Annotated in this window: 9 protein-coding genes; 1 reads left to right on the top strand and 8 read right to left on the bottom strand. The window is 53.9% G+C overall.

Going from position 1 to position 17,434, the window contains the following annotated elements:
- Positions 1-11 precede the first annotated feature (11 nt).
- Positions 12-860 carry a metallophosphoesterase gene (locus Q0N43_RS10580; protein WP_295446160.1) on the top strand — a complete coding sequence of 283 codons (849 nt, stop codon included), beginning with the start codon at positions 12-14 and terminating at the stop codon, positions 858-860.
- Here Q0N43_RS10580 and Q0N43_RS10585 read toward each other — a convergent pair.
- From Q0N43_RS10585 to Q0N43_RS10620, 8 genes are all read right to left on the bottom strand, one after another.
- Complete coding sequence (locus Q0N43_RS10585; RefSeq protein WP_295446144.1) at positions 853-4,857, bottom strand: multiheme c-type cytochrome; 4,005 nt, start codon at positions 4,855-4,857, stop codon at positions 853-855. The two genes, Q0N43_RS10580 and Q0N43_RS10585, sit on opposite strands and share 8 nt — an antisense overlap.
- Positions 4,857-6,764 carry a hypothetical protein gene (locus Q0N43_RS10590; RefSeq protein WP_295446146.1) on the bottom strand — a complete coding sequence of 636 codons (1,908 nt, stop codon included), beginning with the start codon at positions 6,762-6,764 and terminating at the stop codon, positions 4,857-4,859. The genes Q0N43_RS10585 and Q0N43_RS10590 overlap by 1 nt, the downstream gene beginning before the upstream one ends.
- Positions 6,761-8,746, bottom strand: a complete 1,986-nt coding sequence (locus Q0N43_RS10595) for a heme-binding protein (protein WP_295446148.1) — start codon at positions 8,744-8,746, stop codon at positions 6,761-6,763. Before Q0N43_RS10595 ends, Q0N43_RS10590 begins: the two co-directional genes overlap by 4 nt.
- A gap of 2 nt (positions 8,747-8,748) precedes the next feature.
- Positions 8,749-9,957 carry a multiheme c-type cytochrome gene (locus Q0N43_RS10600; protein ID WP_366845965.1) on the bottom strand — a complete coding sequence of 403 codons (1,209 nt, stop codon included), beginning with the start codon at positions 9,955-9,957 and terminating at the stop codon, positions 8,749-8,751.
- A 312-nt stretch (positions 9,958-10,269) separates the two neighbouring features.
- Entirely contained in the window at positions 10,270-11,625 is a 1,356-nt protein-coding gene (gene gdhA / locus Q0N43_RS10605) for an NADP-specific glutamate dehydrogenase (RefSeq protein WP_295446152.1), read from the bottom strand.
- Between the two features lie 82 nt (positions 11,626-11,707).
- The gene (locus Q0N43_RS10610; protein WP_295446154.1) at positions 11,708-13,144 is read right to left on the bottom strand and encodes an aldehyde dehydrogenase family protein; all 1,437 of its coding nucleotides are present in this window, start codon (positions 13,142-13,144) and stop codon (positions 11,708-11,710) included.
- Positions 13,141-14,790 carry an acetolactate synthase large subunit gene (locus Q0N43_RS10615; RefSeq protein WP_295446156.1) on the bottom strand — a complete coding sequence of 550 codons (1,650 nt, stop codon included), beginning with the start codon at positions 14,788-14,790 and terminating at the stop codon, positions 13,141-13,143. The genes Q0N43_RS10610 and Q0N43_RS10615 overlap by 4 nt, the downstream gene beginning before the upstream one ends.
- A gap of 348 nt (positions 14,791-15,138) precedes the next feature.
- Positions 15,139-17,151, bottom strand: a complete 2,013-nt coding sequence (locus tag Q0N43_RS10620; protein ID WP_295446158.1) for a TonB-dependent receptor — start codon at positions 17,149-17,151, stop codon at positions 15,139-15,141.
- Positions 17,152-17,434 lie beyond the last annotated feature (283 nt).

Here is a 17,434-nt window from a genome sequence, read left to right on the forward strand (position 1 = left end):
AACGATTTGCTTTGCTAATTGCTCAGGTTACCGACATTCATTTAGGATTTGATCGGGATGATCCGGCCGAGTTCAACCGCAAGCGTCTTGATCAGGTGTTGCGGCATTTGAACAATGGCCCCAACCGACCCGACTTGCTGATCGCCACAGGTGATTTGACTGAACATGGGGCTGCTGCCAGCTACAGGCAGTTGGCCGATGCGTTTAGCATCTGCAGTTTTCCCGTTCACATGTGCCTTGGCAATCACGATATCCGAAGCAATTTTACCGCGCAATTTCCTGAAGTTCCTGTGGTAGATGGGTTCGTTCAATATGCGTTGGAAGCTGGCGGTGTTCGAATACTAATGCTCGACACTCTGGAAGAGGGACGTCACGGCGGCGCTTTTTGTGACACGCGCGCCAAATGGCTTCGAATGACACTTGCACAAGACCGTGACACTCCTACCATTATTGGCATGCATCATCCACCTGTCGAAATCGGCATCGCGTGGATGAACACCCATGCTGAAGAACAATGGGTGAGCAACTTCACCCAAGCCATTCAGGATGCTCCCAACATAAAGGGAATAATGTGCGGCCATGTCCACAGATCCATTGCTGTGCCGTGGCAGGGGGCAGCCGTTACCATCTGCTCCTCAACTGCGGCGCAAGTGGCGTTAGACTTGAGCCCGATTGATCCCGAAAAGCCGGATAACAGGCCCATGATCATCGCCGATCATCCCGCTTATGCGCTGCACCTTTGGAACGGACGGGAACTCGTATCACATTTCGACAGTGCAGGCGACCAAGCCATTCTGGCTAAATACGACAGCCATTTGCAGCCTTTCATTAAAAAGCTGATTGGCGAGCGCCCTAGCTAGGTGACTTTAAGGGCGGCCGCCAATTGGTTACTTCCGCATCATCAGTTACCATATAGGGCTTACCGAGGCTGTTAAGGAAAAGCCTCTCCATCTCCGCCCGGGTAAACGGCCGTGAACCCAATCGGCCAAATACCGCAATTTGTTTTCCGCTTTCATCTACGGCACGGTCACGGTCGATTCCCTTGGAAATGGCATAAGCAGGCCAAGGCGTTTTTGTCCAAGCAATCAGTTCCGGTTTTGGCGCAGGCGAGAAGCCATAATAATTGGGCTGGGTCGACGGCGAAGTTAGTTGGATTACCTTCATCCCGTTTTTGCCGTCGGCGACATATGCGAAAGCCGAGGCGTTGGTCGAGCCCACGACAACGTCTTCGGCATCCGACAATTGCCCGCCAAATGTTTCTTTGAGATAAATAAATGGCGCTGCGGGTTTTGTGACATTGACGATGACCAAGCCATCCTGCTTGGCGGCAACATATAGATATGTGCGCGCGACATAGAGTTTCCGGGCATTGGCCAGCGCGATAGTGCCTTGCGGCACCGCTACGGGTTCGGCCAATTTTGTCACGTCAAATAACTTCACACCCTCTGCATCGCTGACCCAAAGATAGCGAAATTGGATCGCTGACGCCCGCGCATCGTTAAGTTTAATCACAGCAGTTGTTTTTGGCCGCATTGGGTTGTCGAGATCGACGACGACCAGCCCGACGTCGGCGGTCACATAAGCATAATGTCCGGCAAGCGTAATATGACGCGCACCTTTCAAAACGCCTTGATCGTTCCAAGTCACCGCACGTTTCAGGAAGTTATTGCGGAATTCCCCATCAGCCATTGTGTTCACATCGACGAGGATGAGTCCTTCGACGCTATCAGTGATAACTGCGAAATTATAGATCGGGTGGAACGCCTGCTCCTGATTGGCTTCACGCATTTCGGGCGTGTTGCGCAATGGGTTGATCGGCTGGTTGGTTGCCAGCGCCATGCAAGTTGCGTTCTTCGATTTGACCCGGGTGTTGTGGCCGAACTTGGAAAACGGCCCCGACAAGATCCGCTCGGAAAAGCCCTTATTGGCAATCGAGGCAACGTCATAAACCTGAAAGCCACGATTCCCCTGCGCCACATACATATATTCACCCCGCAGCTGCAGGCAGCCAACTTTATCGCCAGTGCCTTGAACAATGTTGACGAATTCTTCTGTCGCGTCGGTTTCACCCGAAACATTTTTGTCGAATGTCTTGCCGCGCACCCAATTTTTAAGCTCGCGGCCATTTTGCTCCACATGGAGCTTGTAATAATCAGGGTAGGCATAGCGTTGCAGGTACGAACCAATAACGGCTTGTGGTTCATCCCATTCGGTCACGCGTACCGCTTCAAAGCCGCCTTCCAGGCCAACCCATGCGTTTAAGCCCACGAAATTGACGTAATTTGTGCCCAGCAGCATTAATTGCGCCATGATTGCGTTATTGTCTCCCGTTGCCGACAAATGGCAATCGGTACATTGCTTCGTTTCAGTTTTTCTGACCGTGTGTGGGAAATGCGGAGCAAAGGCTTGGCTGGAGAATCCGATTGAGCTGATAGGTGGCTGTTGGATATAGATGCGCTCGCGGTTGACGTTTGTTGACGACAGAACCAGCGCAGAAGTAGAGCGAACGGGTGCGATGATATTGCCCTTGGTCGTCTGATGCCGCCCGAGCTGGAACATATCTTCACGCGCCACCTGCGGGTTATAGGTCGCAAAATTTCGTGTCTCTTCTTCCTCATATTTATGCGTTTTTGTTTTCCAATTGGCCTCGATTGGCAAATGGCATCCGCCGCAACTAGTGGTCCAGGACAGATGGCACGTGAAACAGGTCATTTTGTCGTCACCGTGGGCGCGCTCGTCTAAGGGTACATCAAGTCCATATGTATAGTCGCCAGTTTCTTTGCCCGCGCGACGCATAAGTTTTGCACGCGCCGCTTTGGCGTTGAATTGTCCGCTGCCGGGGTTCATACTATCTTTAACCAAGCTGACTTCCCACTCCAGCTTGGGGTCAACGATTGAGCGCTGTATCAGCTTGCGGCTGCCATCAGATTCAAACAGCCATTCGAAACGGCGGCGCCCATCGGCATTGCGGAGCAGCGCGAGATTGTTCCCCTGCGGACGCGCAGCCGGACCAGATGTCATCAGCGTTGGGTAAGCGTCGGCGGTGCCGTGACAATCTTTGCAGCCTATCTCGACAGCATTGGCGACCTCTGTGTAGATCAGACCATTGCCATGGCTGTCCTGCGCGAAATGACAGTCTGCACATTGCAGCCCTTTCTCGGCATGAATATCCATCATATGCACGGTCTTACCGGGATTTATACCGGGCTCGACAAATTTGCCTTCACCCTTTTTGCGCCATTTTTCAGGATCGTCGGGTGCAACTATCTTACCCTCAGCGTCAAGCAAATTCCCCTCGCGGTCGCGCTTGAAAATGCCGCGGAAATTCCAACCATGGCCGTGATAATCGGCAAATTGGGTTTCTTTTAACTTAGGGTTAAGGTCATACACATTACGCAGGAAATCGAGATCCGACCATTTGCCCTTGGGTGCTGCAGCCTCAGGATTGCGGTCAAGAACTTTGAATTTTTCCGCCGCTGTTGGATATTTCTGCTTTTCGGGCCACATGGATGGCGCGTCAGATTCATAATCCCACATCGTATAGCCGAGATAACTGTTCAGGAAGATGTTCGGCTGATGCATGTGGCAATTCATGCACTGCGATGTTGGTATCGCGCGGGTGAATATGTGGCGAAGGGGGTGCCCCTTTTCCTTGATAGGTCCTTCATTATAGCCGGGCTCTTTCACAGCGCCATGGCCTTTGTCATCATGATCAACCGGTTCCATCTTATTGGCAATGGTCGGGTCAATCGTCTGCGTTTGTCCGTCGCGGCCATATTGGGAATAGCCCAGACTGTGCCGTGGCTCGCGGTCATTCGCATATACAACATGGCATGCAGCACAGCCCGAATGGCGATAATCACCCGGTTGATCATTTGTCCCCATGAACCACATGAATGGGTCGTTTAGGCGTGTTTTGTGAATATTGAGAATGGGTATGGCAACGCGCAATCCGGTGGCTGGACCGCGATTGGACTGCTTGAGATCTGGACGCCCCGGTTCCTCGAGCCGCTGTATGCTGCCAGTCGGATTGGGTAGGCCAACTTCAGCAAACTGCGTATTGATGTTGCGCCCGCCGCGTTCAAAGACGCGGAAAACATCGCCGGGCGGAACTACTGTCCACATCGGCAGCGGATACAGCACCGCCAACGCACCGCGTTTTTTCTGTTCATCGGTAACTGTGCCCGGCGGAGTGCCAGGCGACATGATTTTCGCCGGCTCGCCGTGCTTGGTGTAAGCTTCGCCTGTTACATAATTTTTATACGGCAGTATGCCATTATTATAGGCCGCTCCGCCCCAGAGCATCGCGCCAGTTGCCATAATCGAACGTTCGCCCGCTTCGATGACTTCCATATGGCAAGCGCCACAAGATTCCCGGACGACGCGGTAATCAGTCGGGTTGTTGAACCGGATGAATTCCGGGCTTTCCTGGTTCAGCAACGTGTAGCTGCGTTTGGGATTGGCAGACGAAGGAAAATGCCAGCTTTTTGGATATTTGGGAAGCACGTGTGCCTTGTCACGCGCTGCGACATAGGCAGGATCATCATGTTTCAGATTGGAATTACCCATGACTTTCGGATCGCCACCATGACAATCAACGCAACCCAGTTGCACGGCTGGCGAGCTGTGCATGGTCGGCGCGTCTGTTTGGATGTGACAGGAATAGCAGCCTGATGATTTTGCCAGCACATCTGAAGCTTCTTGCGTACGCGGTGCAGGCGGAAAGGTCGGGTAGATACGCTCTACGGGTTTCTCCTTGTCCGCAGCATAAGCCAATGACGCTGCAAACACGCAGCATAGCAGCAGTAAAATGACTGTCCAAATCCGGTTGCGGTTGAAGGTAAAATCGGCACGCATCAATAGGTCAATATCACGTTGGCGAGCAGGGAGTAATAATGTTTGTTGCGCGGTCGGTTGGTAAACAAATCTTTGAATCCTTTACCGGGTAACAACGTTGCAGCCGACAACCGGGCAACGATATTTTGCGTAGCTTTGGGACGCCATATCGCTGCTGCTGACAGGTCGCAACCGATCTCTCTTGGAATACTACCCTCAGCACGGAGAACTTTCAGATTGGATGTATTTTCGAACCACAGATAGTTGGCGTTTGTTGACAAACGCATCGTCGGGGTAAGATCAAAATCAGCCCCAGCGCCAAGCAATATCGTGCCAGGATTGTTGAAATTCGACTGGCCTTGTTCTTTAGACGAGCGCAGCGAATTTAATATGCCGTTGCGGCCATTGATGCTGATTGCACGGCCACCGCCGGCGAAGGGAATTGTCTGTCGTATCCAATAACTGGTGTCAGCACCTGCAAAAATGGGGTTTTCAAAGATCGCGTCGAAACCTGTTTCTTTGTTATCAAACGGGTCGCGGTCACCAGTTGCATAAAGACCAGACAGACGGAAGCGCATCCAGTCAAGATCATAGCTTGCTTCAGCGGCAGTAAAGCCAGCACGGATTTTTGATTTCTGCCCGGTGAAGAAATTCTGACTATCGGTCCCGAGCGCGCCGTAGATTGATGCGGTTAGATTGACCCGTCCAATGCGGCCATCGGCATTATAACCAAGATAGACAACGTCGTAATTCCGGCCGCGCAAATTACCAAGCAAGGCAGGTCGGACAGGAAAGCCATTATCGTCAATTTCGACCTGATTTTTCTCACGATTCATATTATAGACGGCGGTAATTTGGCTGGTCAGGCCAGGAATAGGTAGATCTTGCCGATATAGGTTTCCGATGAAAACCCAGTCATTGCGCGGTCGCTGAACGACACTATTCAAGCCCGAATTGGTGTCCTTTTCCAAACGCCAGAAGGCGCCCAAATTATACTGCCAGCGGTTATTATCCCGGTTGCCGAAATAGCGGATGCCTAATTGCTGGTCGTTGAACAGAAACCCCCGGAAATCGCTTTGGAACGGCTGTATGCCCACACGGATCGATTCAAAGTCATAACGATCCGATGTATTCCGGATGTGATAGTCAACGAACAATTCCTGCAATCCCAGAAAATGATCAAGTCGGTGCGAAGGCTTTGACGGCTGGACAAACAGCACGCGTTTTTCAGGAACATTTACATAATTGACGTTGAGCGCAAGCGCCACGCGATATTCTATGTCAGGCGGTTTAAAAGCGGTCAGGCCTTTGATAAGTGCGGCGCCTACGATAAACGTTTGTGAATATACCTCGCTACCGTCGTTACCAAAAATATCCAAATTGCCCGGACGCTCGGTCGTTTGTACGCCGACTGGTATCGGGAATGTCCGCGCTTCAACAACCGTATCGCTGACCGCGCTTGCAACGAAAAACCAATCATTGGCCTTGATAGGCAACCACGGCACCTTCGCGCGATTGATGGGACGGTCGCCTTTGTAGGTATTCTGGTTGTACGGATCGAACCAGCGCTCCTTCACCAGTCCTAAAGACTGTATAAGGCGCCACCTGTCTGGAATTGGAAACTCATCGGTTGGAAATGCCTCAGGTGGAGGAGGACGCACCGCACCAATATTATCTTGCGTGACTTTGTCAGGGAGGCGCGGTTGATATCCTGGACGTTTGCGACCTTCGATAATGCCATTATCGGGTTCGGCAAGCGGATCGCCTTTGGATTTCTTTGGCAATGAGGTTTCTGCTTCGACTGGCGCCGCATCCATTACTTGCGCGTCTGCAGCAGTTGGTTCCGGCATCACCCCGACGGCGGCGCGCGCGCTATAAACACTGGTTACTGTGGTTGCTGGCATTGGCGGCAGATCGGTAAACATCATAACCCCTGACACACATTCTGCTGGTTGGTACCCAAGAAGGGCGCGAACGGGCAGCCTATGTAGCGCAGCCTTATTTTGGTTCCACCCGCAGTGACTTCGATCTGGTCTGTGCGTATCGCCGGAGGGGCATTCCCAATGCCGCCAATGCGCAAGCCCGTGGTATTTGCGCCTAGGAAGCCAGCCATATCGTCCTGATCTATACCATCTCCCGAAACGCCAATCGCGCCAACCAAGGTTGATCCGCGATAAACCGGCACGGATCCGGGGAAAATTTGGATGCCGTTTTGTAATCGGTTTTGCCCGGTCGTAGCATCTGGCATTGTGGTGCAGCGGGCGGGAGTGTCTGGATTTCTGCCCAGCAAAAAACCAACATGGGTATTAACATTACCGACAATCAAGGCGGACTGAAGTCCGGTAGAAAAAGGATTGAAGCCGTTAATGTCGCGCGAAAATGGTCCGGGGGCTCGTCCAACTTCGCCATCGGGAAAATAGGGCCGTGAAATATTGCTAATCGCACGGGTGGTCCACGCATGCTGACCAGTGAAAATGTTGCTGCTGCCGAAAAATGTCCGCGCGTTGGCAAGAAACATGCCCACACTCGGACTATTGGTTGCAGCCAAATCGGATGCTGCGCGCGGGTTAGAAAAAAACGCGGCGGTTCTTGCTTTTTGCAATGAAACATCCGTACCAAAAACAGGTGCATCAGGGCCGCGCACAATGCCAAGGACCGCGCCATGCGTGTCGACCAGGCTGATCGTCATTTGTGCGAGACTGTCATTAGGGCGGCGAATTTGCCCGCGAGAGCGGCTCATTACTGTGAAGGATTCTTCCAGCAACGATCGGGCCTCGGCGGCGCTGAGTGGTGTCGCAACCGAGGCAGCATCGGTTCCGGCGCGTATTGGGAAGCGATTGGTTCCTGATCCATCGGATAATATATAGGCATCGCGGTTGGTAAACTCCGCTGCGGTGGCTGCTCGGACGCCCGATGTCTCGCTGCCAAAAACCGTCCCAGCGACTATGCTGCCGACGGAATAACCCGGGACAGGCACCACATTGCCAACTCTACCGTTTAGCGCGGCAAAGCTTTGCACGGAGCCACCGCGCAATCCGGCGGTTGTCGCGTCCGAATAGCGTAACAATGTGCCGTCGACACTGATGCGCTCGGCCTTGATATCCTCGTTGGGCGCGAACCCTTGCGTGGCTGCGAACGCAATAAATTCCTCAACATCAATGTCGACGTCCAAAATGTTCGGGTCGAAACCATAAATGCCATCGCCCATTACGCCCACGCCGCCAACGACTGCTCCGTTTTTGTAAAGAGGAAATCCGCCCGCATCTGCCGATAATCCCAGCGGCGAACGCTTGGGGCCGATAAGTGCGGCCGTGCCAAAACTGCCAAAGCGTTGCATCAGGTCTGAACATGGGAGTTGGCTGAATTGCACGCCATATAATGGGCCGCTTTCAAGGCCAACGGTTGTCGGTGCCGGTGGAAAATGCTGCTGGATAATCTGGCTTGCCGTGCGGGTAGAAAAGGCGTTGGCGCTGCTCGACAGATAAGCGCCGGTAATCGCCTTTGCGATGGCCCCCGCAACTGCCGCCGGAGCGGGCAGATTAACACCTTGCAGATCGGTGTTGGATGAAGGCCCGCCTGGCGCATCAGGAACCTTCAGGCTCAAATTCGCGCCGTTCATAACAAACACGCCGAGTACATTGCCAACGCGGTCTACCACCGCGATGGTGGAAGGCAAGTTTCGCGCCTGCGCCTCTGCCACTGCCAGCGATATCACGCGTTCGACATCTGTGACCGTGAGCGATTCCGGTGCGGGATCTGCATACTGTCTCGCCGTGCTGGATGCTGGCGTTGGCGAAGGCGCCAGCGCGTTGTTGCCGCCACCGCTTGCGCCGCTGCTGCTTTCACCGCCGCCACAGGACGACAATATAAGCGAACAGATTGTAATGAACGCCGTCAGTTGTTTACGCATGACTATCGTAATGCCCGGACTGCGCTGGCAGCGGCGCCAATTGAACTGCGGAAATCGGACGGGCGATAGGCGTTGGGATCACGCACCGCGTCATAGGCGCGGTTTACATTGGCACGGATGCCCGCTGCCGCACCTTGCGTGAGGTTGCCCGAGCGGACGAGTGCGCTCAACAACGTATCGACCGCCATAACGGCTTGCACCGATCCCTCATAATCTGTGAGACGCGCGGCAATGGCATCGCTTGCAATGGTGTCGATGATTGCAAAGGCTTGGCTGCTGCCAAAACTGCCCGACGCAAAGTTATTAGCCAAATTATCAGCAGCGATTGACAAGCGCCGCGCCGCTGCGACGGCCATGGTACGGTCCAGCGCCAAAGCAGCGTGGAACTCCCTGCTGGCCTTATCGAATTGCCCTGCAGAGGCTGGAGCCGTTACCTGCGCAGCCGCCGACAGCATGATCATGTTCTCATCATTATAGGGCGGCATGCCCTCTGGAATTGGCCGCCCGGGATTGTTTACTCCAGTCCTGAGAGCGTCCTTCTGATCATAAATCCGACGGTGGCAGCTATGGCAATCAAAGAAATAGAATTCTGGAAACACACCCTCGGTGCCACGACTTGCGCTCGCATAAAGATCTAGCGAGCGTTTGAGTGCAAGCGCCTGCCCGACAGCCCATAGCTGAACATTGTCGGTACGCCGCTTGCGCGCCACATAATCGGCATCCTCGTCATGATGTTGCTGCAGAGATGAGAATAGGTCGAGTTCAAACGAGATACGCGGGTGCCCTGCCGCCATGATCCGGTGATTTACAAACTGCCCTTGGGCGGCGCTGCCAAAATGGCAGTCAAGACATACGCCTGCGCGTACCTTTGGATTTTCCAGCGGCGTCATGCCGCGTGCCACATTTTTAGCATGACTGGCACCAACAGCGTAGTGGCTGGCGATCCAATTTGAAGCACCACCATGACATGACTCACATCCCACACCGTCGGCCAACTGAAAGTTGTTGCCGCGCGATGCGGCTGGGTCAGCGTGACAACCAAGGCACATTGGCGCAGACGATGCTTTGCCGATACCCAAATTGCGTGCTATTTGCGCACTGCGTTGACCCAATAAGGCGGAATAGGCTTGGCTATGTTTTCCGGCAGGCGATGAGGGTTCCTGCCAACGCAAAACCTCATCCTGACGTACAGCGGCGCCATCGGCTTCCAACCGGCCATGGCACGTTGAACCAGCGCATGAAGCAACACCCAAATGTGTATTATCCGCAGTTCCTGAGGCCCGCACAGGGGACAAAATTGGAAATAAAACTGCCATAACCAACAGGAGGATGCACAACAAAAGAATTACACCCGGCAGAGCTTTTAAGAAAATAGGGCTGTTTCCAGACTCGGCCATTAATCCTGCATCCCACTGCAACCGGTAGGGCCGAAGCCCTAATTCAGTCGATACGACTATCCGGTCCTTTGATCAAATATTCAAGCAGATTGGTAGCAAACTATGTTTACTGCCAATCTACTGCAATCACACTACACCAAATGCCAGCATGGCGTCGGCCACCTTTTTGAAGCCCGCGATATTTGCGCCCCGCACATAGTCGCAATAGCCACCCTTGGTCTGACCATATTCGACGCAGCTGCCATGAATACCGTCCATGATATCGACCAGCAATTGCTGGAGCTGGTCGGCCTTCCACGAGATGCGGCCTGAATTCTGGCTCATTTCCAGACCAGAAACCGCAACACCACCCGCATTGGCCGCCTTGCCCGGGGCAAACAGGATTTTTGCGTCCTTGAAGACGTGGACGCCTTCGAGGTTGGTTGGCATGTTAGCGCCTTCGCTAACCGCAATACAGCCGTTTTTGATCAATTCTCTGGCGTCATCGCCGAGCAATTCATTCTGTGTGGCGCAAGGTAGTGCAACGTCACAAGGGACGCCCCAAGGACGCATACCTTCATGATATGTTGCCCCTTTGAACTCATTTACATATTCGCTAATTCGACCGCGCCGCACATTTTTAAGTTGTTTGATCCAGTCGATTTTTTCCTGCGTCATACCATCCGGATCATGGATAAAACCGGCACTGTCGGACATGGTGACCACCTTGCCGCCCAGCATCGCCACCTTCTCGGCTGCATGGGTTGCAACATTGCCTGACCCTGAAATCACCGCAACTTTGCCTACAAGATCGTCATTCTTGGTCTTCAGCATATTGGCGAGGAAATATACCGCGCCATAACCGGTTGCCTCGGTACGGATCAGCGAGCCGCCATATTCCAAACCCTTACCGGTTAACACGCCGGTAAACTGGTTGGTGATCCGCTTATACTGGCCAAACATGTAGCCAATCTCGCGCGCACCAACGCCGATATCGCCGGCGGGCACATCCACATCGGCCCCCACATGGCGGTAGAGTTCGGTCATGAAGGACTGGCAAAAGCGCATCACTTCATGATCGCTTTTCCCCTTGGGGTTGAAGTTCGACCCACCCTTGGCTCCGCCCATCGGCAGGCCAGTCAGCGCGTTTTTAAAGGTCTGTTCAAACGCCAGAAATTTGAGAACGCTTTCCGTAACCGAAGGGTGAAAGCGGATGCCGCCTTTATAGGGGCCAATTGCATTGTTGTTCTGCACACGCCAACCGCGTTGCACACGAACGTTACCGTTATCATCCTCCCAGCAAACGCGGAATGAAATGACCCGGTCGGGTTCGGCGATGCGCCGCAATATCTGTTCCTTGTGATAGCGTTCCTTGTCTTCCATGAAGTCAAAAATGTCTACTGCAACTTCCTGCACTGCCTGAATGAATTCAGTCTGTCCTGGGTTGCGCTTGCTAACGCCCTGCATGAATGTGGGCAGGTCGACGTGATCATTCAGTACCATAATATTGGTCCTCTTCCCTTAGAATTTGAGCGGCAAATTTCTACCAAGCACCACCCAGACAGATTAAATTCAAATGTTTTCCTTAGGTGCGCCGACGGATCACCAAGTTGCGGATTTCCGTCATATCTTCCATTGCGAAACGAATTCCTTCGCGGCCCAAACCTGAATCTTTGACGCCGCCATACGGCATATTGTCGACGCGGTAGCTAGGCACATCGTTGATCACAACGCCCCCAACATCCAGCCGGTCCCAAGCGTCCAGCGACTTGAAGATGTCGCGGGTAAAGATGCCCGCCTGCAAACCGAACTTGCTGTCGTTTACTTCGTCGAGCGCAGCATCGAAGTCGGTAAAGCGCGACAAGATGGCGAGTGGCCCGAAGGCTTCTTCGCGGTTAGCTTTGGCCGTGCGTGGGACGTCTTCGAGCAGAGTGGCCTCTAGCATTGCCCCAACCCGTTTGCCGCCACACAGAAGCTTCGCACCGTCTGCTAACGCTTCCTGAATCCAACCATCAAGGCGTGCCGCTTCTTTAACATCGATCATTGGACCAATAAAAGTCTGCCGATCTTGCGGATTGCCAGACACCAGGGTGCCGACACGCGCGATCAGCATATCACGGAATTTGTTGTAGATGCTGTCGTGGATGATGATCCGCTGCACCCCGATACAACTTTGCCCAGATTGATAAAATGCGCCAAAAATGACGCGCTCCAGCGCATCGTCCAGATCGGCATCTTCATCGATGATAACCGCAGCGTTGCCACCCAGTTCGAGAACAACCTTCTTCTTGCCCGCCTTAGCTTTCAACGCCCAACCCACATCGGGAGAGCCAGTGAACGACAGCAGTTTTAGACGGTCATCTTCGGTGAACAAATCTGCGCCGTCACGGCTGGCCGGGAGAATCGAAAACGCCCCTTCGGGTAAATCGGTCTCTGCAAGTATTTCGCCCATGATGATCGCACCCAATGGCGTTCGGCTGGCTGGCTTCATCACAAACGGACAACCAACGGCGATGGCGGGTGCAATCTTGTGCGCTGCGAGGTTTAGTGGAAAGTTAAAAGGTGAAATGAAGCTGCAAGGGCCGATTGGTACCCGCTTCCACATCCCCTGATATCCCTTGGCGCGCGGGGATATGTCGAGCGGCTGAACCTCGCCGGTCATCCGGACCGACTCTTCGGCAGCAATTCGGAAGGTGTCAATCAGCCGCGTGACTTCACCCTCGCTGTCTTTGATCGGCTTGCCCGCTTCGACGCATAGCGCATAAGCCAGTTCGTCGAAGCGTTCCTTAAACCGGGAGACACAATGCATGAGGACATTTTGGCGCTCGTAACTGGCCATTTGCGCCATCGGCTCAGCCGCCTTGACGGCTCCGGCAATTGCTGCATCAATTGTCTTGCTGTCGGCCAAAGCAACGCGGAAAGCAACTTCGCCGGTATATTTCTCGGTTACCGCAAGGTCGGTGTTCGATTGCACCGCCTTATTGTTCAGATATAACGGGTAGACGTCCTTCAACATGCTCATAATGCAGCGCTTAGCTCTTTTATTTGCACGTTGAGGATGCGATCATTCTCCGTATAATCGACTGGGCAGTCAATGAGATGCACGCCTGGTGTATCACAGCAGTGTTTCAGCAATTCGGTCAGATGCGCCGCACTCTCGACACGATGTCCCTTGGCACCATAGCTTTCTGCATATTTGACGAAATCAGGGTTGCCGTAGGTCAGTCCCCAATCGGCAAAGCCCATATTCGCCTGCTTCCAACGGATCATACCATAGCTGTCATCGCGCAGGATTAGGACGGTGATGTTGAGGCCCAGCCGGACAGCAGTTTCCATCTCCTGACTATTCATCATGAAGCCGCCATCGCCGCAAATCGCCATAACCTTACGATCGGGATAGACCATCGCTGACATCATAGCCGACGGTAGGCCCGCGCCCATCGTGGCGAGCGCATTGTCAAGCAGCACGGTATTGGGTCGGTAAGCGGTATAGCCGCGTGCAAACCAGATTTTATAGACGCCATTATCGAGGCAGATGATGCCATCGTCCGGCATAACATCGCGGACTTGCTGCACCAAATGTGGTGGAAAAATCGGAAAGCGAGGGTCGCCAGACAGGCTGGCGGTATGTTCAACCTCGGCCTTGCGATAATCTAGCATATGGTCGAAATTCCAGCTGCCGCTTGGAACTATGTCTTCTTTCATCTGCCAGATTGCATTGGCAATATCGCCAATAACTTCGATGCCTGGGAAATAGACAGGGTCAACCTCGGCGGTTTTACTCGAGATATGTATGACTTGAGCGCCGCCTGGTTTCATGAAAAAAGGCGGCTTTTCGATGACGTCATGGCCGACATTGACGATGCAATCCGACGCTTCAACCGCGCGGTGGACAAAATCACCCGCAGACAAGGCGGCGCAACCCAGAAATTTGGGATGACGCTCATCAATTACCCCCTTGCCCAATTGGGTGGTGAGAAACGGGATGCCGGTCTTCTCGATAAATTGCAGCAGCATCCTGCCGGTCATCGTCCGGTTGGCGCCAGCACCAATAACAAGCACAGGCGATTTGGCATTTTCTAAGGCCGTGACCGAGGCGCGCACCGCTTTAGGGTCGGCGCTGGGGCGACGCGATACGCTGCGTTTAATGGGCAGAGCATCGGTATGTTCGTCGGCAATATCTTCGGGCAGCTCGATATGGACCGCGCCGGGCTTTTCTTCCTCAGCTAAACGGAAAGCCTCACGCACGCGGCTCGGGATATTGTCAGAGGCGGCCACTTGATGGGTATATTTGGTAATCGGCCCCATCATGGCAACGACGTCCAAAATCTGAAAACGCCCTTGCTTTGATTTTTTGATAGGCTTTTGACCGGTAATCATCATCATTGGCATTCCGCCCAGCGTAGCATAAGCCCCGGCTGTTACGAGATTGGTTGCCCCCGGGCCAAGCGTTGCCAGACATACGCCGGTTTTGCCGGTATGTCGTCCGTAAGTCGCGGCCATAAAGCCAGCGCCTTGCTCGTGCCGCGTCAGGATAAGCTTAATTTTCTTGGAGCGAGATAGACTATCCAGAAAATCGAGATTCTCTTCTCCAGGAACACCAAAAACATATTCGACGCCTTCTTCTTCGAGGCAGGAGATGAACAAGTCAGAGGCTTTTTGGGTCATAAAGGCCTATTCTATTGATGGGCTAAAATGGACGAGGCTGTTATCGGATACCAACTCCAGATCTTCGATGTTACGATAAGATAAATTTATATTAACATCATATAAACAGCTGGCTGAATAGCAAATAAAAACAGCTGGCTGAATAGCAATAAAACGTCAACAAAGGTGAAGTCGCGTTACCCCGGTTTTATCAAGCCGGTTAAGCAACATCTCAAGTGAGATTGTTCCCCGCCTGCATCGTTAGGATTCGATAGCCAGCCTTTCAGGCAGCTATTCCGTCCGGCATGCTATGCCGCTTCATGTTCGGTGATTGCGCCGTACCCCAAGCTATGATGGAGCTCCGATGGCCTACCGTGTTGTAAATTTCAGACCAATCCACAAGATGCGCGGCGTCCCAAGGTCGATGGAACTGTCGACCTTGCGGGTAACGACAGCTTTGTTGAAAATATTCTCTACCCGGCCCGTCAAGGCGATCTGAGGCGTTATCGGAACTTGCGCAAAACCATCAAATGTCAACGCGGAGGGTAATATGTTGCTTTCCAAATCATCCTCAAACTGCGCGCTGATATAGCGGGCGGTTGCAGAGAACACTGCGCCTGCATTTGGCGTCCAAAGCAATGTTGCGTTTGCGGCATGACGCGGGCTTTGCGCTGGGGACAGGCCGTTAAGTGCCGACGCGCTGGCAGAAGCGCGCACTTTGCTATCGCTATAGGCGTAAGAGCCTGAAAGGGCGACTGTGCCCAAAACGGCTTCACCCGAAAGCTCAAGACCTTTGGCCACGACAGCATCGACATTGCCGCGTTGACGCAGATTGGGACCAATGGTGATATTGGCGATGGCGTCGTTCAGGCGGTTGTAAAATAGTGTCGCGCCAACGGAGATACCATTGGCCGGTCGCAGATCAATGCCCGCCTCAACACCGCGCAGCTGCTCTACCGCCAATGCGGCATTGGCGCGGGTGGCGACGGGGAACACCGTAAAGGGCCGGTAAAGTTCATTCAGCGTTGGCAAGCGAAAGCCGGTATACGCCGCCGCGCGCAAGGCAAAGGCATTACGCGCCGCAAAAAGCGCGCCAACCCGCGCGCTTGTCTCCCAGCTTGCCCGGTCGGCAAAATTGTCGTCGCGCACGACATTGCCATTTGCGCTGCGCTCGGCAAAAAAGCCGTTGCTTATTGTCCAGCGGTCGGCACGCAGGCCACCGGTCAACGTCAATGCACCGAGGTTCCAATCATTTTCGGCAAACACGCCAAAGGTCGCATTATGGCCGCCTGCGTTGCGGCGTGCGGTCACTAGCCCGGTGACTTGGCTATAGGCATCTTCAAACAATTCACCTTCGGCCAAGCGGACATCCGCGCCGATGCGAAATGAGTGGTTGCTGCCAACGGGCGGGCGGACTTCGATTTTGCCGCCAAGCCCTGTCGAGGGGGTATTGCGTTGGTCCAGCGTCTTGCGCAAGGACGTCGCGCTGATCACGATGTTGGTAAAATTGCGTGCCTGCACATAGGCCAATGCGTCGACTTGCCAGCGGCCTTGCGACACGATGCGGATGCTGGCGTCTTGCCCTTCGGAGCTGCTGTCCGCGCCGGCAAAGCGCAAGGTCCGATTGTCTTGGAATAGCAATCCGCGCAATTGCATCTCCACACCATCGGCCAAGGGGGCGACCGCGCGCAGACCAGTTGACCAGCTATCATAAGCGGCGCGCACATCGCCTGGCTGGCGCGTAGCGGCAGGTGCAGTGAAGAAGCCGTCACTGCGGTCCCAGCGACCCGAAAGGCTAACAAATCCTGCGCCAAGATCGGTCGTGAGGCCCGCCGACAATTCGCTGGCATTGTCGCTGCCGTAAAAGGCCGAAAGGGAGGTGTCGGGCAAGTCGTCACGCCCGGCGCTGTTTAGCTCAATCGTGCCAGCCACTGCGCCTGCGCCAAAGGCACCATTGCCGCCGCCGCGTGTTACGCGGACGGAGGACAGGCGTTCCGGCGCGATAGCGCTAAACGGGATATAGCCGAAGAACGGGTCGGCTTGCGGCACGCCGTCGAGCAATATCAGCGTTCGGCTGGACGCATTGCCGCCAAGCGCGCGCAACGTTGCGCCTTGGGCGGATGGATTGGCCGAACGGCTGTCGGAACGGCGGAACTGCTGAAAACCCGCAACATCGGCAAGGATGTTTTCGATTCGTCCCGATGCTTCACTGGTCAGGCGCGCGCGGTCGATTTCAACCGCGCCATAAGCGGGATCACTTTTGGTCTGATCCAAGCCATTACCTGTTACGACAATGATGGGTTCGGCAGCGTCTTGCGCATAAGCGGCAGGTGCACCAATGGCGATTGCCACGCATGAGGTTCGGGCAAAAAGGGTAAACATGTGCGTTCCTGATACATAAAGAAGACGGATATTAAGCGTTATCATGTCCATATATGCGCTGGCCGCTAATTTTGAACTGTAATAACCCATGGTTGCAATAATGTAGCGATACGCGCAAGGCACGCTGACGGAATCAGGAGAAGATATATGCGTCAAATCGATCATTTCATCAGCGGTGGTGCAGGCGCCAGCGCAACACGCTTTGGCGATATCATGGACCCCAATAATGGCGGCGTGCAAGCGCGTGTGGCAATGGGCGATGCAGCTGTGCTTGAACGTGCCG

It is taken from the genome of Sphingorhabdus sp. EL138 (genome assembly GCF_945882965.1).
Lineage (GTDB): Bacteria > Pseudomonadota > Alphaproteobacteria > Sphingomonadales > Sphingomonadaceae > Sphingorhabdus_B.